Source organism: Luteibacter yeojuensis (assembly GCF_000964085.1).
Taxonomy (GTDB): Bacteria; Pseudomonadota; Gammaproteobacteria; order Xanthomonadales; family Rhodanobacteraceae; genus Luteibacter; species Luteibacter yeojuensis_A.
This window is the reverse complement of record NZ_JZRB01000018.1, coordinates 108,516-128,661: the sequence shown is the minus strand read 5'-3', so window position 1 is coordinate 128,661 and position 20,146 is coordinate 108,516. Positions and strand designations below refer to the sequence as shown.

Annotated in this window: 16 protein-coding genes; 7 read left to right on the top strand and 9 right to left on the bottom strand. The window is 59.9% G+C overall.

The window, feature by feature from the left end:
* Positions 1-18: 18 nt before the first annotated feature.
* The 4 genes from VI08_RS09605 to VI08_RS09590 all read left to right on the top strand — a co-directional run bounded on the left by VI08_RS09605 (position 19) and on the right by VI08_RS09590 (position 6,208).
* Positions 19-444 (top strand): hypothetical protein, encoded by a 426-nt coding sequence (locus VI08_RS09605; protein WP_045829346.1) that lies wholly within the window; start codon positions 19-21, stop codon positions 442-444.
* 51 nt (positions 445-495) lie between these two features.
* Positions 496-1,764 carry an HlyD family secretion protein gene (locus VI08_RS09600; RefSeq protein ID WP_198148909.1) on the top strand — a complete coding sequence of 423 codons (1,269 nt, stop codon included), beginning with the start codon at positions 496-498 and terminating at the stop codon, positions 1,762-1,764.
* Between the two features lie 10 nt (positions 1,765-1,774).
* Entirely contained in the window at positions 1,775-3,988 is a 2,214-nt protein-coding gene (locus tag VI08_RS09595) for a peptidase domain-containing ABC transporter (RefSeq protein ID WP_084621415.1), read from the top strand.
* Between the two features lie 1,725 nt (positions 3,989-5,713).
* A complete protein-coding gene (locus tag VI08_RS09590) occupies positions 5,714-6,208 on the top strand; it encodes a hypothetical protein (protein WP_052697803.1) in 495 nt (164 codons plus the stop codon).
* Positions 6,209-6,322: 114 nt separating this feature from the next.
* On the opposite strand, the gene VI08_RS22550 is transcribed toward VI08_RS09590, so the two are convergent.
* Both VI08_RS22550 and VI08_RS20825 read right to left on the bottom strand, forming a co-directional pair.
* Positions 6,323-6,739 carry a DUF6896 domain-containing protein gene (locus VI08_RS22550; RefSeq protein WP_428992140.1) on the bottom strand — a complete coding sequence of 139 codons (417 nt, stop codon included), beginning with the start codon at positions 6,737-6,739 and terminating at the stop codon, positions 6,323-6,325.
* Positions 6,740-6,773: 34 nt separating this feature from the next.
* A complete protein-coding gene (locus VI08_RS20825; RefSeq protein WP_157006564.1) occupies positions 6,774-7,181 on the bottom strand; it encodes a hypothetical protein in 408 nt (135 codons plus the stop codon).
* A gap of 19 nt (positions 7,182-7,200) precedes the next feature.
* Between VI08_RS20825 and VI08_RS09580 the strand changes: the two genes are divergently transcribed.
* A complete protein-coding gene (locus VI08_RS09580; protein WP_232309511.1) occupies positions 7,201-8,472 on the top strand; it encodes a tyrosine-type recombinase/integrase in 1,272 nt (423 codons plus the stop codon).
* A gap of 64 nt (positions 8,473-8,536) precedes the next feature.
* Here the strand turns inward: VI08_RS09580 and VI08_RS21285 are convergent, their stop codons facing one another.
* The 6 genes from VI08_RS21285 to VI08_RS09550 all read right to left on the bottom strand — a co-directional run bounded on the left by VI08_RS21285 (position 8,537) and on the right by VI08_RS09550 (position 16,861).
* Positions 8,537-9,358, bottom strand: a complete 822-nt coding sequence (locus VI08_RS21285; protein ID WP_198148908.1) for a nucleoid-associated protein — start codon at positions 9,356-9,358, stop codon at positions 8,537-8,539.
* A protein-coding gene (locus VI08_RS09575; RefSeq protein ID WP_157006561.1) for an IS3 family transposase occupies positions 9,355-10,487 on the bottom strand; the annotation gives its coding sequence in 2 pieces (ribosomal slippage) (positions 9,355-10,232 and positions 10,232-10,487; 1,134 coding nt in all). Before VI08_RS09575 ends, VI08_RS21285 begins: the two co-directional genes overlap by 4 nt.
* Before the next feature lie 752 nt (positions 10,488-11,239).
* Entirely contained in the window at positions 11,240-12,532 is a 1,293-nt protein-coding gene (locus tag VI08_RS09565) for a retropepsin-like aspartic protease (protein ID WP_198148907.1), read from the bottom strand.
* 45 nt (positions 12,533-12,577) lie between these two features.
* Positions 12,578-13,432 (bottom strand): hypothetical protein, encoded by an 855-nt coding sequence (locus VI08_RS21725; protein WP_157006558.1) that lies wholly within the window; start codon positions 13,430-13,432, stop codon positions 12,578-12,580.
* Entirely contained in the window at positions 13,410-15,593 is a 2,184-nt protein-coding gene (locus VI08_RS09555; RefSeq protein ID WP_045829340.1) for a peptidase domain-containing ABC transporter, read from the bottom strand. Before VI08_RS09555 ends, VI08_RS21725 begins: the two co-directional genes overlap by 23 nt.
* On the bottom strand, positions 15,590-16,861 hold the full coding sequence (locus VI08_RS09550) for an HlyD family secretion protein (protein WP_045829339.1): 1,272 nt from the start codon (positions 16,859-16,861) through the stop codon (positions 15,590-15,592). Before VI08_RS09550 ends, VI08_RS09555 begins: the two co-directional genes overlap by 4 nt.
* Before the next feature lie 67 nt (positions 16,862-16,928).
* Here VI08_RS09550 and VI08_RS09545 point away from each other — a divergent pair, with 67 nt between their 5' ends.
* Both VI08_RS09545 and VI08_RS09540 read left to right on the top strand, forming a co-directional pair.
* The gene (locus VI08_RS09545) at positions 16,929-17,408 is read left to right on the top strand and encodes a hypothetical protein (RefSeq protein ID WP_198148906.1); all 480 of its coding nucleotides are present in this window, start codon (positions 16,929-16,931) and stop codon (positions 17,406-17,408) included.
* Between the two features lie 186 nt (positions 17,409-17,594).
* A complete protein-coding gene (locus VI08_RS09540) occupies positions 17,595-18,218 on the top strand; it encodes a hypothetical protein (RefSeq protein WP_157006555.1) in 624 nt (207 codons plus the stop codon).
* A gap of 900 nt (positions 18,219-19,118) precedes the next feature.
* Here VI08_RS09540 and VI08_RS20820 read toward each other — a convergent pair.
* Positions 19,119-19,787 carry a hypothetical protein gene (locus VI08_RS20820; protein ID WP_052697801.1) on the bottom strand — a complete coding sequence of 223 codons (669 nt, stop codon included), beginning with the start codon at positions 19,785-19,787 and terminating at the stop codon, positions 19,119-19,121.
* Between the last annotated feature and the right edge of the window lie 359 nt (positions 19,788-20,146).

Genomic DNA, 20,146 nt, shown 5'->3' with positions numbered 1-20,146 from the left:
CGACTCCCAGAGGTATTTATGATTCGCGCCTTGATATCCGCACTAGTCCTCACCGCCTCCTTTGGCGCCCTCGGGAACGAGGCGCTCACTGTGAGCAGCGACAGCCAGGCCGTCCTGGTGAAGGAGGGGCAGACGTCTCCGTGGCTCCACGCAACGATTCAGCAGGGAACGGCTCAGGACGCGACGGGCAAGGGCTCGCACCCGTACACCTATATCCACCTGGATAAGCCCATCAATTTCGCCGCAGGCTCCGGTCCCGACCACTTCTCCGAGAACGCCTATCACGTTTACGACCTGTCATTCTCGTCGGACAACTCTCAGCTTTCGTCCCAACTGGAACGCATGGTGGGCAAGTCCGTGTCTGTGCAGGGTCTCATCTCCGCTTCACCAACGGGGAAAAGTCCCACAGCGCTACACGTCGTCGTCAAGGCGATTGAGCCATAGGTTTGGCTGGACGACGCGAGGGAATGTGAGCTAATGCCCACCAATCGGAAGATGGATACAACCGATGAGCACCGCCGAGAGCTGCTACGCATCGAGGTGAGCAAGGCAAGGCGGGCATCGGCCTTTGGATCGGTCCGGCTAACTACGCCAGTCGGCGCGAGCGCGCTGGCTGGCGTCGGTCTGCTTCTGATTGTCGCGCTTGGCTGCTGGCTCGCCTTGGGGCACTACACGCGACGGGTGCACGTATCGGGAACGCTTGCCCCCGTTGGCGGCCTTGCGCCGCTGGAGTCGGCCACTGCGGGGATCATTACACGTGTGCTGGTTCAGGAGGGCGACACCGTGTCCGTGGGTACGCCACTCTTGATGGTCACGCAAGAGGAGTCCGCTGCCTCAACGGGAGATACCCGCAAATCAATTAGCGCGGCGATTCAGGCTTCGCAGACCAGTCTTGCGGAAGATATCCAGCTCACGAGCAAGTCCGCCAATGATCAACAGCATGCATTGACTGCCGACCACGCTTCGCTACAGCGACAGCTCGTGCAGATCGATGATCAGATCGCGCTCTGGCGCGCGTCCAGTGAACGCCAGGGTGCGTTGCTCGACAAGATCCATACCAAGCTGGCCTCGGGCGTGGTCTCCGATGTCCAGCTACAGGAAATGGAAGCGCAGCAGGACAATGCTCGTGGGCAGGTATCTTCACTTCAGCGCGAGCGCTTGCAAGTGACGCAGCAGATTGCGGAGAACGAGGCGCAACAGCGACAGGTCCCGCTTGATGCGGAACAGAAGCGGGGCGACTTCCAGCGGAAAATACTGGATGCCAAGCAGGTCTATCTACAAACCGAGGCCGACCGGCTCGTCATTGTCCGAAGCCAGATCAACGGCACGGTTGCAAACCTTCTTGTCCATCCGGGGCAATCGGTGACCGCGGGTCGGGAATTGTTAACGCTCGTGCCCACGAACGCCCAGCTTCAGGCGGAGTTGCTCGTTCCAAGCCACGCGCTCGGCTTCCTCGCCGAGGGTGACCACGTCGTTCTTCACTACGGTGCCTACGCGTACCAGAAATTTGGGCCCGGCCAAGGGACGGTGCAGCGAATTGGTAAGAGTGCCATGAGACAGGAGGACACCCCCATGCTTACCAGCCAGCAAGGCCCCGATCCGATGTATCGCGTTATCGTCAGCCTCGATCGGCAGACAGTCTCGGCCTATGGGCACGACAAGGGCCTTACCTCGGGAATGGCGCTCGACGCGGACATCATGGTTGAACGCAGAAGCATGCTCGAGTGGGTGTTCGAGCCCCTATACGGCATGGCGAAACGATAGAGGACGTGTGATGGACGACTTTAGCGATGCCTCGCCCGAGATGCCGGAACACTCGGCGTTTGGGAATCACTCAGCGCTGAATTTCAGCTGGATTCGGCGCGTTCCCCCCGTTCGCCAGACGGAGGCAGCCGAATGCGGGCTGGCATGCCTGGCGATGGTCGCTGGGTACTACGGCCACCACGTTGCTCTGGGAGAACTTCGCAAGCTTTACGCAGTGTCCACCAAGGGCATGACGCTGGCGGATGTCGTGCAATGTGCCGAGCTGCTTGGCCTGGCCTCGCGCCCGGTGAAGCTTGAGCTCAGCGAAGTATCGAATCTTGCAACCCCCTGCATCCTTCATTGGAACCTCACCCATTTCGTGGTTCTGGAGCGAGTCGCCAAAGGTTACCTGCACATCGTCGATCCCGCCGCGGGTGTACGGCGGATTGCCATAAGCGAGGCAAGCGATCATTTCACTGGTGTAGCCGTAGAGTTCACGACCGCCGCTTCCTTCGAGCGCAAAGCTGCGCCTCCACCCCTGTCGATGAGGAAGCTCGCCGGCAAGATCGCCGGGCTGCGGCGTGCCGTCGGGACGCTGCTAGGTCTTGCTCTGGTACTCGAGGTATTTACCCTAGTCGCCCCGCAATACCTTCAGATCACCGTTGACCAGGTCCTTGCAGACAAGGATCACGATCTGCTTGTCTTCCTCGGCCTTACGTTCCTTGGTGTCCTTGGCGCCCAGTCGCTGGTGGCTGCCGTCCGAACCTGGGCGCTCATGTGGGTGGGGAGCCAGTTCGTGTTCAGCTGGACCGGAAACGTCTTCCGACATCTTCTCAAGCTGCCACAGCCATACTTCCTGAGCAGGCATATTGGCGATATCACGTCGCGTTTTGCCGCGATCAGCACCATCCAGCAAACCCTGACCACTCAACTGGTCAGCGGGATACTCGATGGCGCAATGACAATCGTTACGCTCGCCGTCATCATCGCCTACAGCTGGCCGATGGCCTTGCTGACCCTCCTCGTTGTACTTCTGTACGCGGGTGCTCGTCTTCTCTACTTCCGAAGTCTCAGAGAAGCGAACCTGAGCCAGATCACCATGGACGCTAGGCGGCAGAGTCGCTTTATCGAATCCGTGCGATGCGCCCAAACAATTAGGCTAGCTAACCAGCAATCCATCAGTACGGCCCGCTATTTGAATGCCACGGCCGACGTTCTCAACACGCAGATCGCTGTGCAAAAGCTGTCATTGATCTTTGACACGATCAATGCCACCACGGCTGGCCTGCAGCGGATCGCTATGCTTTGGATCGGCGGATGGCTGGGGTTGTCGGGGAAGCTGTCGGCCGGCATGCTCGTAGCGTTCGTCGCCTACGCTGATCAGTTCGTTTCACGAGCCATGAGCCTGATCGACTATCTCATCCAATTAAAGCTGCTTCGCCTCCAGGGTGAGCGACTGGCCGATATCGTCATGACGGAGCCGGAACGGCACCTTCAAGGCTCCTACCTTGGCGAAGTCGACGATGCATCGATCAAGCTGGAAGGTGTTTCCTACCGCTACGGCATGGGTGAGAAATGGGTGGTCCGGAATTGCAGTTTTGAAATAAAATCGGGCGAATCAGTGGCTATTGTCGGGCCGTCGGGCTGTGGGAAGAGCACGCTGCTCAGGCTCATCACAGGCCTGATCGACGCAGAAGCGGGGATCATCCGCATTGGCGGAGCGGATCTTCGCAAACTGGGCAAGGCACGCTTTCGCTCTATGTGCGGCGTCGTGATGCAGGATGATCATGCATTGACGGGATCGATCGCCGACAACATATCGATGTTTGATCCCGGCAGCAGCATGGAGAAGGTGGAGGCAGCCGCACGGCTGGCTCAGTTGCACAACGACATCATCGCCATGCCGATGGGATACAACAGTCTCGTTGGAAGCATGGGATCAGCCCTGTCGGGCGGTCAATTGCAGCGGCTTTTGCTGGCCCGTGCCCTGTATCGCGAACCAAGGTTTCTGCTGTTGGACGAGTCGACCAGCCACCTCGATGTCACAACCGAAGCGCTCATCAATGCGTCAGTCGCTGATCTAAAGATCACCCGAGTGATCATCGCGCACCGGCCCGAGACCATCCGTAGTGCCGATCGAGTGCTTATGTTCGAAAATGGCGCGGTGCGAGCGTCCAGCGAATCGATGGGGGCCGGTCACGGCGTCACGGTGGCCGACAGCGACCTTACGGCGAGACCCGGTTAGGGCACAGCGCAAAGCCCGTTCGTCACACGTTGTGGGCACGCGGCGCGATCGAGCGAATTCAGGATTCCAAGAGCTTGGCGGTGGGGTTGAGTTCGACATCGGCCGCGCGAAATTAGCTAGTGACGCCGGCGACCGAGCGGTGATCGGTCAGCGCCACCAGGGCGGGCAGGGCGACGCGCTGGCGGGCGCCCTCGGTGATGAAACCCGAGGGAAGGCTGTGTCCGCCAGAATCGACCGATAGCTCGGCCAGATCCGGCGGTTCTGCCAGATTCGCCGGAAGAGGCGCCGTCAGTGATCGCCGCGGTCGCCAGTCAGACGCCTAACGCATCGGCGGCGCGGCTTAGCAGCGGCTTGTCGGGAATCGATGCTGCCGTTACCCCGCTTTGCTGGGTTTTGCTGTGCTGAGCATGAAAAGGGATTGAACGCGCGCTTCGGAGACGCGACTTCTTGGGCGGTGATCGCCTCGGGGCGCGGCCCAAGAGCGGCTTGTCGGAGTACGAGCTCGCCGTGGCACCGCTCTGTTGGTCTTACTGTGCTCGAGGCGGTAGACGTAGCTGCCGTGGAGGGGACGCCCAGATCGCCCATATCGGCGTCAGCGATTTCGCTGCGGCAGCGGCGGGCACTGGCAATTCGTAAGTAGAGCAGCGCGAGGTCGCGCCGACACTTTAGGGTGTCCTCGCAGGAGGCGAGCACGGCCTCAGGCTCGTTCAAGGTGGCCGCGGCTTTTCTGCGCGGTCGCTCGCCGTGCTCCAATCAATTGCGGGAGCGCCAACGTCCAGCCTGGAAAATGTGGCGCGAAACGCCGGGAGTGCGCGTAATCCTGACGCGAAGCGGAGAAAGGGCGAATTCGTGTCAGTTCGCGACACGATTGGCGGCCCGCTGGGACTGGACCTTCGCAACATCATTTCGGTCCACGACAGAGTTACGCGCAGGGTGACCGACTCATGGTGGATCGGGGCGATTGTGTCTGGAGCGGTAAGTTACTGATTTACGGCTTCCGAACTTCAGCTTCCCGACATAAATATGGGTCGCGACGCTTTTAAAGGCTGGGCGCCTCATTTGAGGGCTAGGTGACAACAAAGGTGATAGCAGGGGTGGCGCACGCCTTGTACGCTATCTTTATATGTTGACATAATATACATTATGCGCACATATGTGGATGCATTTGAAAGCTCTCTTCTGTCGCTTGGCTGTCGGGACCGGCTTAAAAATGTCCTCACAGGCTTAAAGATGTCCACTGCCTTAAAGATGTCCTCGCCGTCCTGTAGTGCGCACTGAAGAATGCCTTGGCACCGCAGTTTGGGTGCCCAGTCCACGCCTTAATCGCTGCCTACCTTTCCGTGGCGACCAGGCGCCAGTGCCTAATTTTCTGTGACGACCACACGATGATGCTCAATGTCACTGGGATGCCCAACGCACACTGGGGCAATTTACGAAAGTCAGATCAGGCTTTTGAAGCCACTCATGTTGGATGCGGTCGTGATGTGTGGGCCAACGATGCCATAAGTCTGCGCACATGCCACGGACAAATTTGGGCCACCACCCCTAGCGTTCAACTAGTTTGTGCCGGACCCCGCAGACAGCCAAGAATGTTGGACCACAGCCACATGAGTCCCACGGATCCAAGGAAGTGAGGGCTGCTTAAAACAGCACATGACCGTGCACGACCGTTCCTAATGGCATCTGACTTACACTGGGCTTTCTTACTAGGGTGAGGAAAATCGAATGCCTTCCTACCGGTCTATCTCTCCTGAGCAGGCGGCGATCAGTGCTGCAGTTGCAGTGCGCGACGAATTGCTGGATGCCGGCTGGCCCTCCGCCGTGGAGCTCGCCCCGCTGTTGAAGCGTCACACCGACGAGGCGCGCGTATGGCTGCTTGATGAGCACAAGCACGGACGGCTCCTGGCAGTGTGGTCGAAGCGCAACGCCGACTTTGTTTTTCCCTCCTTTCAGTTCGATCGTGAGGGTATACGTCCCCGGCTGGAACAGTTACTCGATGCCTTGGGTGGCATTCCAGGCCTTGATCCGACGACAGATCGTGGTGGTTGGTCACGTGCGTTTTGGCTCTACGGCTGCAGCGATCGCCTAAGTGATGCGGCACTGGGATTGGGGCCGAACGAAGACGGGAGGACCGCGGCCGAGCGCTTCGAGACCGTGCCTGATGCGGTGATCGAGCTTGCCCGTGAAGAGGCAACCTTTGACCCTGATGGCGCCTGGTAGCGGCGTGTAACGCACGTAACGCCGAGGCAGGCGGCGACCGGCGGTGTGTGGCACGGCCCTCGCGAGACGCCTACTCAACCATTTGCACCGAGGGATAGAACCCTGGACTCGATGTCACTGAAGCGATAAAGGCGCCCGCCTTAGGTAATAGAGATGGTGACCTGGGCGGACTATTTCGCCAGCTGCCGATGCAGCGCTGAACGCAAGCGTCAGGGACTCAATGGACATACGTACCGCTGCGAAGTCGTTCTCCGCTTGGAATCGCCGCAAACGCCAGTTATCGAAACCGTTGATTTCTCCGTGATCTCCAAAGTCGAAATCCACCTTCCAGCCGGGTCCTTCAACCTCACACCCATACCCGTGCTTCCTGAAACGAGCGTTATCGCTGAGGACAATCCCTGTGGGGAGCCGAGACGCCGCCCATTGCGCGTTGCTCTCCGGCATCGGCACTCCCGCGTTCCGCAACAGGACGACTGCTCGGGCGACCGCGCCGATATAGCTTTCGATGAGCAAAAAAAGTTGCCTATTCACACTTACATCCTCTGCAATCAGTCCAAGCGCACTATCACGGTAGACCAAGCAGCTTTTTGAACGCACTCATGGCGACGTCTTTGCCGAGTGCGCGCACCACACGGCCAGCCAGAGCAAGTGCGTCCGAGGCATCATTCTCCCACTCGATATAAACATGTGTGCCGGTCTTGAACGCGAAGTGATCGCACATTCGTCTGAATTCCGCGCGGCGGCTCGTTTCAGTGAGCCCGAACCCCATCAGATCCACGTAATCGCGGATCGCCCCGGTCGCCACCATGCGCCCCTCGGCCTCCCATGCTTCACCGGACGGATGCTGCAACTGGATCTGCCCACGCTCTTCCTCCGCGCCGCTTTCGTCCACCGGCCTGAGAATAAGTCCCGTGGCAAGCTGGCGCGCTACCCCCGTCCCGTCCTGGTGCTTCAGGTCGTAAAGTGGAAGCAAGTTTCCGACGAACCGTACGATGCGCTCGCTCAGTTGGCGTTCTATGTGTGGCCTCCTAACGGCAAAAGCGTTAATTGATTGGTGTGTCATCGTTCAATTGCTGCAATTTACTGAAAAATATGCCAAAAAAGTTGCTCCAGCAATAGCGAATAATGGCAGTTATTCGCTATTATGGTTTTCAGTGGCCCAGCCTGGCGATCAATTTCCTATGCCTAAGTCAACGTACCCTGCTCTACCTATCGTGCAGACACTTGATGCGCTGTCCTCGGTGCCTGGTGTATCCGCGACCGTGCGCGAGCCTCGCGCTGCCCTAGCGACGTCGGTGGATCAGGTCTTGACCCGCCTGGCGAGCTGGTCGACTGACTTTGCCGCCGGCAGTGCGTCGGCGACAGTCAAGGCCGTCCGTTCGGACTGGGCGCAGTACCTGGTCTGGTGTGACACGAGCGGAAATTCACCGCTGCCAGCCTCCGTTTTGCAGCTGGAAGCCTTTCTGGTCGACGCCATCGATCGTGGCCGCAAACGCGCTACGGTGGATCGCTATCTGTACACCGTGGGCCTGGTCCACGCCGCGGCGGGTCTGCCGAGCCCGTCCAAGGATCCCGACTGGTCGGTGAAATGGAAGAAACTGACCCGGCGCCTCAAGACTACGGGCGGGCATATGCGCAAACAGGCGGCCGAACTCGACATGGGCGGCGTCTCCGCGATCCTCGCCACGTTGGGCGACAGCCCACGCGACCTGCGTGATGCTGCCCTGCTCTCGCTCGCTTCGGATACGCTGTGCCGCGAGTCCGAACTGGTGGCGATCGAGGTAGCGCATCTGCACTTGAATCGTCGTCGCAACACGTGGTCGTTGCACGTACCGTTTTCCAAAACCAACCAGGACGGCGAGTCGCCTGACTTCCGTTTTGTAAGCCAGGAGACGATCGTCCGCGTCCGTGCGTGGCAAGCCACGTCCGGCATCACGGAAGGCGCCCTTTTTCGGCCCGTGGGCGGTCGCCCCAAGCTCGCAGGTGATGCCTCCCCTGCCCTCCTGCCGCAGGAGGTGGCTCGCATCTTTCGCCGACGCGCCAAAGCCGCCGGACTGGAGGGCGCCGCGGCGATCAGTGGGCATTCGGCGCGAATTGGATCGGCAAACGACCTTGCTGAGAACGGTGCTACCAGCACACAGATCCAGCAGGCTGGCGGGTGGAAAACAGAACGAATGGTCACGCACTACACGCGCAAGTCGCTTGCAGGTCGCGGCGCCATGCAAGACCTCCGGCGTACAGATCCTGCCAAAACCTCCGACTAGAGGTGCTTGCCTTGGGCTAAGACGATGGGCCGCGCATCTGCAATTCAGTGCGATGCTTGCTAATTCAGTGCGATGCTTGCTGTGTCACGTCGTGGGAAGCTGTACCTGCACTAACGGGGGGCAGCTGAAGATAGGCATAGCAGGTAAAGGCAGTCGCCAAAAGAAGGACACCTCCGAGCACCCATGGATATCGAGCGACCCATGACGCGCGGGCCTCAACGGCATCATAAATGGTGTTTACGCGCTTGTACTGTCCGGGGAATCGCTCCTTCATTGCCTTGCGATCTAGCGTCAACTCGGTGGAACTTGACCGATCGTCTGAACATGACCAACTAAAATCATGACGCAGATAATGAGGAATACCAGTGACGCAATGAGAAGAGCTGTATTCGCCAAGCCAGCGGTGGCGTCGGCCTTCATTTGGCTTACTAAAAGACCCTGTGCGACAGGTATCCGGATAAAATTGATCGACCGGCGACGCGTTGTGCGCATTTAGGAAGCTAGTGAATACCACCTCATTCTCCGGCCACACCACCTTGGTGATCTCATCTAGGCTAACAGGCGTGCCACGATCAGCTTTTGTGATGTGATCGAATACGTGCCGAAGTCGTGCCACGCCATCATCTTCAGCGAGAACACCGGCAGCCTTTCGCTCGGCGATGAACTCTTGAAGGACTGCCACGAACTTCTTGGATTCTGTGCGCGGGTCAGCCGTCACGTCGCAACCAATGAATTCACGGAAATAGTTAGAGGCATGGCCTTGCTCGCGCTTGCTGACGAATGTGACGTAGCGCTCGAGACGCTCGCTTCTCCATGAAGACAAGTTAAGACGCGCTGCGACCTGGAGGGAGTCTGACCTGCCCCCAGCAGCCGTACCAGTGATCACTGTGAAAGTCCGGGGTTGGAGATTACTGCGTTGTTGGCCGATTGTGCGCGGTGATAGGCAGCGAATTTCGATGGTGGGATGCGGCCACAGCTGCTATGGGGCCGAACCTCGTTGTAATCCCGACGCCAGCTTCCGATGACGTCTCGCGCTTGAGTCAGTGACGTGAACCAGTGCTCGTTGAGACATTCGTCGCGGAACTTGCCGTTGAAGCTTTCGATGTAGCCGTTCTGCGTGGGGCAGCCCGGTTCGATGAGGATGTGTTCGATGCCATGCTGCTGCGTCCAGGCAATGAAAGCGCGACTGGTGAATTCCGGCCCGTTGTCGGTTCGTACGGCGCATGGATGGCCACGGAAGCAGGCCGCCCGATCGAGAAGCCGTACGACGTAGGCACCGCTGATGCCATGATCCACGGCGATATCCACGCTCTCACGAGTGAAGTCATCGACCACGGTCAGACACTTGATCCGGCGCCCGTTGGCTAGTGCATCGAAGACAAAGCCCATGCTCCAGGTCTCGTTCGGCCGGCACGATGCGCGCAGTTTCTGGCGCTCGCCGACTGGGCGCTTAGCCTTGCGTCGACGGCGCACCGACAGCTTGGCCTCCTGATACAGGCGATACACTTTCTTGTGGTTCACTGTCGGGAATTCCGGCTTCAAGAGGTCGTGCAGGCGGCGATAACCGAAGCGGCGGCGCGCTTGCGCCAGCTCGACCAGTCGCAGCGACAACGCCTGCGTGGCAGGCGTCGGTATCGGCTCATGACGGAAAGCATCGCGGGACAGCCCCGCAAGGCGGCAAGCCCGGCGCTCGCTGATCGGCGTCAGCTCGCACATGCGCCGGATTGCCTCGCGCTTGCGTTGCGCGGCTAGCGTTTTACCCCGAACCCGACCTTCAGCGCCTCGATGTCCAGATGGGCCTCTGCGAGCAGACGCTTGAGCCGACCGTTCTCGGACTCCAACTCCTTCAGTCGCTTGGCGTCCTCGGCCTCCATGCCGCCGTACTTGGCCCGCCAGGCGTAGAAACTCGCGGGGCTGAAGCCATGCTGCCGGGCTAGCTCCGAGACCGCCATGCCGGCGTCGGCCTGTTTGATGAAGCCAATGATCTGCTCGGTGGTGAAACGACTCTTCTTCATGTCCGTCCTCGTGGTTGACGAACTTTACAGCTTCACATGGTACGGCTCAGTGGGGGCAGGTCAGCAAGGCGCGCCCCCCTCGCATCGTGCCTGATGCTACGGCTGTCATCTCCGCGAGGCAACCGGCCGTGGCGACTGCGAACGGTACCGGGCCGGTATGCATCAGACTGGGCAGGTCTGGCCCCTACACGTCGTCCGAACGGGTATCTTTTCACACGAGGCGCGCCACACCGTATCTTACCAAGACCCCATGACATACACGCTCTTGCCCTAGCGGCGTCGTGGCGGACGTCCCCTAGCCGCTCGGCCCAGTGAGATAATGCAGGGCAAAATCGCTGCTTGCGCAGAAAAAGCCAAAGAGCAGGCAGATTTGGGAGGTCTCCGGCGTCGACGTCGCTAGAGATTGACCGGGTTCGAAACGACCGCAGTACCGTACCCGATATTTACAGCACCGAACTATTGGGCAGCCTGTTGACGTTCACATTGAACTTCCATGGTGATGGAGGCGCGGTCCTGCCCCGGCTCCGATTTCTCAAAACTTGGCCCCCACGGAGTCCGCTCTCGCTCCAAAATGATGTAGCGACCCCGGCACGCGCGACCTGCAGCGGCGTAGCACATAGACTCCAGGTCCACGCATTCAACGTGGACATGACCAGATTCATCGGGCAGAGGCTGGTAACCTGCGCACCCTGCCAGAGCGACTCCTACCACACCCAATAAGGTGCTTGGCATGACATACCGCCATGAGAATCTCACTCGGCTGCCTCCGTGGGCAGCACGCATCCACGCTGATCATCGAAGGATAGCCAAAGGGTTCGTTCTGCCGATAGCACGCCGGCACCCAAGATGTAATCGGCGGCCATGTCTCCTGTGACAACACGCACCTGCTCGGTCATAGCAGTATGTCCAAGCCCGACCGACTGGGATGTGATGCTCGACTTGACTTCAGTCGGCCCGGCGACAGACATCACATCGATCGATTTCCCGGGCGCCTCGCCGGGCAGCGCTCGGCGCGTGACGCCACCATTGTTTCCAGTGTCGACCATGAATTCTTTCGCGATCCCATCCACCGTTCCGGTCAGGAAAATTTGAGCAGGCCGCGCACCCAGCTCAGAGTGCAACGCTATCCGACCCGTGCAGGTGGAAGGTAAGGTCGGCCCGCCGAACGCCAACGCTTGGCGACTAAGGCGAAGCGGCCCGGGGAGTTGGCGAAGTATGTCCATTCCAAGGACCGAAAATGGTTGGTCCCAGACGCCGATGTTGGCATCCCCGACCCGAAACGCCCCCAGGTTCAGGCTCCCCAGGAGGGCTGCCTTCACTGCGACGCTTTTGGCCACCTGAGAGGGCGCGACCTCCATGACGGTCTCCGAACTCTGTCTGGCGTTGACGCGCTTGGCGTCTTCGCGTGAGAGCACGGTCATCTGGGTTCCCGTGTCGACAAGAAGTGTTAGCTCCACGCCATTCGCCCTTGCTTTGACGGAGATTAGCCCTGTGAACCCACTGAGTGCGGGCCCTGTAGCTTTCAGTATTCCTCCCGTCTTGCTCCGATCGTACGTCGGTGCGGGCCATTGGGCGAAAGCAGCTGCATCGGGCGATTCCAACGCAGCATCGCGCAGTTCAACACCCGCCACCTTTGGTAAGAGGGGGTATAGATCCCTCCGCGCGTGCGCTGCTTCAATCGTCCAGTCTTTGAAACGCCCAGCCAAAAGCGCGTTCCCGACATGAAGCTCGCCACACGCCATGAGCGTATTCATCTCCGCAGGCTGCGAGGACTTCGCCAATCCGTAGCATTCGGCAGCTTTGGTCTCGGATGCCACAAGATCATACCTGGCACGCGCAGCCGTAGCTGCCGCGAACGCTTTGAGCACTGGGTAGGGGTTACGTTCGGCATAGGCATCGAGAACAGCATCATTGCCCTGAAGGGCCGCCTGGACAAGCGGCGAGGCGCGTGCCGGCGACACATACTTGATTTGGACAGCACTGGCATCGAAGACGACCAGATAAAGGCAGGTGGCAACCCATACCGCATGCTTCATCGAAGACATTTCTCCTAACAAAGAGGCGCGCAGCATCGCTGCGCGCCTCGCACATCAATCGAACGGAATGTTGACCCCGCCTTCGAAGTAGATCCCTCGATCCTGGCTCTTGCCAACCGCAAAACTGAAATACTGCGGCTGCGGGCCTGAATGCGTCACCATGATGGAAGCTTGGTCAGTCGGTCCCCAGCTACCGCCACCGATATCAGAACGAGCCTGCACCTTCCAGCCGCCAGAGTCGTAAAGTGTCGTGACGGCATGCCCCTTGACCAAGTTATTGGTATCGATATCAATGCCCAAGGCTACACCCGGCGAGGCCTGGTAGTTAAGGTGAACCTGGCCGAAGTTTGCGCTATTGAACGAAGCATCAATCTTCATGTCGGAAAGCTGTGCCGATCCGGACAGTGTTTCCGTGTAGTTGCCATTTAGGTACGCCAGCGTACCTGAGATGGTCGCGCCATTGCCCATCTGATACGTGTCCATGAGCGTGGCGCCGCCATTTTGGAACGAGAGGGCGCCATTGTTTCCGTATGAGTCCAACCCAAACTTCGCGCCGGTCACGTGGGCTGTGTTGTTAAAAATAGGCGACGCAGACACCGTGCCCAAGCCATCCTGGAAATGAAAGTGAATACCGTTAGGATCGGCGTTGCCCCCGCTAGAGCTCGCGCCACCACTCCCGCCACCGGGCCACGTGCCTCCGCCACCGCTGCCGCCACCGCTGCTGCCGCCTCCGCCGCTCGGGAAACTCCACCCACCACCCGAGGGCGCTGTAACGGTAATGGGCGGCAGATCGACCGTGCCTCCGTCATTGCCAGGGTCAAGCTCCATTGGCCGCAGGCTGCCGTTGACACGCTCCATCCTCCGGCCACCACAAACGGCCGCCAGCTCACGCAACTGTAACTCGCGCATTGCTTTCTTCCTTCTCAGTTTGTTGAAGGACCTCACCCGGTGGCGAGGACCACTGTCGCCTGGCCTCCGTTAGTCGACCGCTTGACAACACCAGAACCCTGTCCGCAGCAGCGACTGTTTCCGCACGGTGGGCCACGACGACACGTGTGATCTTCAACTGCGACAGCATTTCGGCAATGGCTCTCTCACGAGGCAGATCCAGATGGCTGGTCGCCTCGTCGAGCACCAGAATCTTCGGCTCGGCGTAGAGGGCTCGCGCCAATAACAGGCGCTGCTGCTGCCCGCCGGAGAGTGAAGAGCCCATGTCGCCGACAAGCGTGTGGTAACCCATTGGCATCGCAAGAATGTCCTCGTGAAGCGCGGCAAGTCGTGCAGCTCGCTCGACTCGCTCAGGGGTCGCTTCCTCAGCGAAAAAAGCAATGTTCTCCGAAATGGATCCCGCAAATAGGTGATCGTCTTGCATCACCGTACGCGCGATGGCCCGATAATGCGATTTGCCGACCTTACGCAGGTCCATGCCACCGACATGGATCTCGCCAACCAAAGGATCAAGGAGGCCAACCATGAGCCGCAAAAGCGTGCTCTTGCCCGCACCAGATGCGCCCACGATAGCCACACACTCGCCAGGATGCACTTCGAAATTGCACTGCTCCAACACCCATGGCTCGCCGGCGCCATACCGGAATGCAACATTCTTGAAGGTGAGTGATGGTTCCAGGGATGGGTGGGAGTGCGTACCTTGAACACTGGTCTCCTGGGGTGTCAGAACGATATCGGCCAGTCGTTCAGCCTGAAGCCGAAGCATCCTAAGCTCGATCCCGTAGTCGATCATGCTGGATGCCCTAGCCGAGAACTGGTCCGCATAGGCAACGAAAGCCATGAGCATACCGGCGCTCATCTCGCCCTTGAGCGCCAGCGATGCGCCTAGCCAGAGAATGGCGATGCGTTGCGCACCTGAGGACAAGCCGCCAAGGCCTTGGAAGATGAGCGTAAGGCGCTGGACTGTGACCGAGGTGTTTAACGCGTCCGCCGTGGCGTTCAAGAACCTGCCGGTCTGGCGGGCGACACCATTCTGAAGACGGATGGCCTGCGAGCCGCGTATTGACTCCATCAAAGTCGTTTGCTGTTTCGCGTTGACCATGATGAGATTGAGTTTTGCTTCTCGGAATGTACGGAAGTACAAAAGGCGAAGCGCCGCATAGACCACGACGCTACAAAACGCGATCATGGCCAGTGGGATGCTGTACACGAAGAGCAGCACTAGCGTGAGCGCTGCCATCGTGCCGTCGATCAGCACCTCGATGAAACGCGTCGTCAAGGTTTGCTGGATCGCCGAAACAGCGCCGAAACGGGAAACGATATCGCCCAGGTGGCGCTTGAGAAAGTAGTCTTGGGGCAACTTGAGCAGGTGCTGAAAGACGTTGCCGGTCCATCCCAAATTGAAAGACGTGCTTAGCCAGACGACCGTCCACGAGCGCAACGCCGAAACTAGTGTCTGCACGACAAGCAAGCCGGCAAAGCTGTAGCCCAGAAAGGCCAAGAGATCGTGGTCGTCGTCGGCCAGAACCTGATCCACGACAATTTGCAGGTACTGCGGTGCCAGCAGGGCAGCCAACTCCAAGACTAAAGCCAGCGCGAGAATTTGGCCCAACCCTTTCCAGAGCCCTCGGACCGATCCGGCCAGCGCGTGGAGTGAGACCGGCGGCGGCTTGGCCTGCCGTGCGAACGTTGCACCGCGCAGAAGTTCCAATGCCACGCCAGTGAAATGTGCGCTGAAGTCACGCAGGCTCATGGTGACCGCGCCGACGGCTGGGTCGTGAACCGTAATCCGCTGCCCGCGCACTGCCTTCAGCACCACGAAGTGATCCATGTCCCAGTGCAGGATGCAGGGAACGCGCAAGGCGGCGAGTTCGTCAACCTCGAGCCGCACCGGGCGCGCGGCGAAACCTAGCCCATCTGCCATGGCAATGAGCTGTGCGAGGTCCGTTCCCTTTACTGAAAGAGCGAATCTCTGACGCAAAGCCGCCAAGCTATGATGCTGTCCATGGTAAGCCGCGACCATTGCGAGGCAAACCATGCCGCACTCGGCGACCTCAGACTGACGGATAACGGGAAGCCTGGACGATAAGCCAAAGTTCAGGCGTTCAATGAATTCACTCATCGTGCCGGCTCCGACTCGTCAAAACGATGGGCGAGCCCGTACAGGGGCTCGAAAACCCACTCGATCACGCGGCGCTTCTCCAGAAGGATGTCAGCTTCCACAGCCATTCCCGGACGCAGCGGTTCGGGGCGGTTGTAGGCAACCACCGATTGCGCGCGCAAATTGACGTCCACCCGGTACATCGGCTCGTCGACTGGCGCTTCTCCACGCAAGACGCCGATCTCCGCGGGCGTTAAGGCGCTGCGTGATATCTGAGCCACAGCTCCATGCTCGACGCCGAACTTTTGATACGGAAAGGCTTTATAGTGAAGCGCAACGAAAGCCCCACTGCGTACGAATCCGACGACATCGCTTGGTACCAACATCTGGGCCTGCAAGTCGCCCTGCTCCGGCATAATCGCAAGGACGGACTGGCCTGCCTGCACCGATTGAGCAGGTTTTATTAATATGGATGTTATGGTCCCGTCGACAGGTGTAATGACCGTAACGGCACGTCCAGCTTCGTTTTCCAGCAGTTGCTGGTCCATTTGTGACAATTGGCGCTCAAGATCGCCTCGTCGGGCTTCTGCCTTCAACGGGTGCTGATCAATCTGCGTCCGCAAGTTTGCTATTTGTTGATCGATGTCCGACCGCTGGCGGCTTAACACCTTCAGCTGATTCTGGGCATCGATCGCCTGTGCGTTCTGCTGCTGAAACTGGAAGGCGGATACATAGCCCTTTGCGCGAAGGGGCTCTATCTTGTCGAGAAGTTCCTGGCTAGCGCTGGCCTGACGCTCAGCCAGGGCCACCTGTTCAACCACTCGCTGGCGTTGGCTCAATGCAATCGCCAAGTTTTGCTTTAGATCGGCAAGCGCCGTTGCATCGACGAGCTCGCCATTACGAATCGCCGTTCGTAGCTCTTGCTTCTGGCGGCGGACGCCGGCAGAAATCAGCGCCGCGACCTCCTCGCCTGCCTCACTCCGCCGCTCAGCGATGATGGTCCCAAGGACGTCCCCGCGTTTTACTCGTTGTCCTTCGACCACGGAGAGGGTAGACAGGGTTCCGGTCAACCGAGCGTTTATTTCTATCAAGCCCGCGGCAGGCACCAGCGTGCCGGAGGCGTGGATTCGACGCGTGTAGTGACCGAAGACCAACCAGATCAATAGCGCGCCGCTTACGGCCATTGCGAGCGCCACCCACACCGTATTCCGAGGGGGACTGGCGATCTGCACTGTCCCGAGCGCGGGCACCGAACGTGCCTCCAGCGCTTCTTGTCGGAAAAGCTCCATTGATGATGTGCTCCATGCATCTTCCCAAGCCGTCAAGCTCGCACATTAATGCGTGCCAAAATGCCAAATGGATCACGCAATCGTCAAGATTTTGACGGCCGCAGCAATAACTCGCGCCGGACAGCGAAGCCATGAATGGCTTCGCGTTCAACGGTCGCATCAGCTGGGCGTGCGCCTGTTTCGAGCGCACCGGGCGCCTGCCCTGCTGACCGCGCAAGGCGCCCTTTTGCTGGCCGACGCACGCCACATCCTCGCCGGGCTCGACACGCTCAAGGCCCGGGCCCGGCTCATGACCGCCGGGGTGGAACCGGAACTGGCCGTGGTGATCGACGTCTTCTTCCCCACCGACGTCGTCAGTACCCAGGCCCGCGCGTTCGCCGCGACGTTTCCCCTGACCCCGCTGAAGATCTTCGTCGAGGCACTGGGCGCGGCCTACGAGCCGTTGCTGGATGGGCGTTGCCAGCTGGGCATCCTGCCGCCCTTACCGCAGGCCTTTCCTTCCCTGGCGAGCGAGCGGTTGGGCGAGCTGCCCCTGCTCGCGGCGTAGTCCGGTGCCCGCGGGGAGGGCATCAGCGCGGCCAAGGAGGAGATGAAGGGAACACCTTCTCCCTGCTCCGGAACCCTTGTCCGCCAACAACTTCAGGCCAGACAGGGGGTTGCAATCAAGAGTACCCATGACGGGACTTCGTTAAGGATATCATCTGTCCATCAGCCTTGGGGGGGAGGATTGAAGATGGACGAGCAGAACGACGTCAAGAACAAGGCCTTCGATATTGGCTACCGGACTATGGTTTCAGTCATGCCCCAAGGCATCGATGAGTTTGCCAAATGGCTGACCACAGGCGTCGGCGCCACCGCCGCCCTCATGGTCGCTAGCGCCGACAAGCTGTTGCCGGTTCTGGGCGTGTCAGGCTTCAAGTGGTCGTTCTACTTTCTCCTGACCAGCGTCGCACTGGGTGTCATTAGCCGGCTGCTGGCGTCAGTGGTCACTGTGGCGATGCAGGTGCTGGTACGCATGGAATCCGAGTTGCCGGGTGTAGAGGGGGATGCATTGAGGGTGTCGTTCCTCGCAGACCTCCCTGACCCAGAGATGGAAGCACAGGTCCGCGAGGAATTCCTTGCTCCCATGCCTCCCCATGTGCGCTTCATGACCCGCTGGCTATCACGGCGGCGGAAGAGGCCACAGAGACTTTCCCTCCTTGGGAGGGTGCTGGTCAAATCAGCCACCCTGCAGGCGACAACGGCCATACTGGCACTCATTTTTGCAGTCATCGGAATGGCGTTCGCAGTCGCCGCCTTGGATTTCAACGTAGATGTGCCGAGGGTCGCTGGATCACTGATGCCTGCCCTGAACTGAACGTTTCGTCGGCAAGGAGCATGAGTCTCAACTCGAAACATCCAATTCAACGTAGAGAGGCTGTTTCGCGAAGGCCAGGGCCTTCGGGACGCCCTTCTTGCCCATGACCTCACGGGCGCCGTCTGCGCGCACAACGGCTTACCAGTCTCGCCGTCCTCCTCCGGTTCCCCGAGCTAGAGTCGTGCGCCATCACCCTGATTGATGCCCTCGGTCCCGAGGGCACCATTCGGACCCGACTATCGGCCGGCCGTCTTAGCCATCTCTGACGCCCTCGATGATGCCACCTCGTTCATCGGACACGCCTAGGACCGGTCCTCCCCCCCTTGGGCTTTCTGGGAGTCAGCTCCTTGTGCGGCATGACGGTGCCGCCGGGAGCCACCCAAATGGCCCGCCAGTGATGCCGGGCCTATCGTTCGATGAGCCACCGGACCCTCGCCTCACTTCCTGCGAGTGCATCGCGGGAATCGTAAGACTGCTTATCAGGGAAGACCCCAGCCCGCCACAGTCGACCGGCCATTTGCCGGACGAGGGCAAAGGTCGCCCCGTCCTAGGTGGCAAAGCTACGGCCGCCGGGGCGGCTGGGAGGGGTCCAGACAAGGGTCAGGCGGCAGAGTGTGGCAGGTCCCCGTCTCGCGGCCTGACCGGAGGGCATTGCCGTTCGCCCTCATGTGTCATCCCTCGAAACGCGCAAAAAGGAGGCAGCGGCACCGGCGGACTAGAGCCACCTTGGCCACCTCTCGGACAAAAAATGGTGGAAGACGGCTTGCGACCGTCGGAAGGGGATGGCGACGAATGCCCACCCCGGCGAATCACTGTTCCCCCATCAAGGTCGACGGCGGGGATGCGGGAACCGGTTGCATAGCACTGACCCGCCGAAGGCAGCACTTGTGGTTCCAATTGTCATCGGGATGGTGGGCTCGACAACGCGCCCTCGGCGACATCCCATGTCGTTTTTGGTTTTCCCGCCGGGTCGAACAAGGTAAAGCGCCCGCCTCTCCCCTTGGCCGTCATCTCAAACAGGCTCACGTCCCCAATGGCCGCGTCGGCATATTCAAGGAGAAATGTGGCTGACCGGTTCTTGTCGTCTACAAACATGCCGATGGCATCCCGGTCGGGATAATCGAACGAGATGGCGCCACGCCCGTTGCTCAGCCAAGCCATGCCACCCCGTTCGTCGCCGACCGTGTTGTGGATGATGACGCCAACCGAATCACCGATGCGGTGGAAATTGGCGGGCACCTTCCCCTCAATCTGAGGCGTAAAGGACTGGCCAACCGTCAAGCGGTCATGCCCCTGCTCGTCGAGAAAAAGCATGGCAACAGAGCCGGCATCATGCCGGATGCGATTGGGGACATCCGGGAATGGCGCGCCCATCACAATCCGGGCCTGGCCCTGTGCATCATCGACAACGAGTCCACGCACGTGAAGGATATCCGGAAGCCTGCTTGAGGGTCCCGCCAGCGCAAACCCCGTACTTAGTGTCACGGAACTGGCAAAGAGGGCGATGCACAACCAGGTGAGACGGCGGTTCTTCCGTTCGAGCTGGAGCAGCCTGCGTTCGATGTCCATTGTGATGTCGAGGCCCGCGTAGTGTTTGAACGGTGTTCGATGCCCTGCCAAAGAGGAAGGTTTAGTCGCGGCGCGCATCCGGGAAGCACAAGGCAATCCGTCATCGGTCACCGCTAGTGCTCACGAACGCTCATCCGGTGCCTTCGGCGCTCTGGACGGTAGCCCTTGATGCGCCGTGACCGTGCGCGCGGGGGCATCACAATGGTTCGCGAGTGATGCCCAACTCGATGAGCCGCCGGGCCCGCGCCTCGCTCGGGGCAAGAGCAGCTCGGGAGTGCCCAAACCGCCCATCTGGAAACGTTCCCACCCACCATTGCTCGGCTGCCATGGGCCGGTCTGGCCCGCTTTCCGGCCCACCT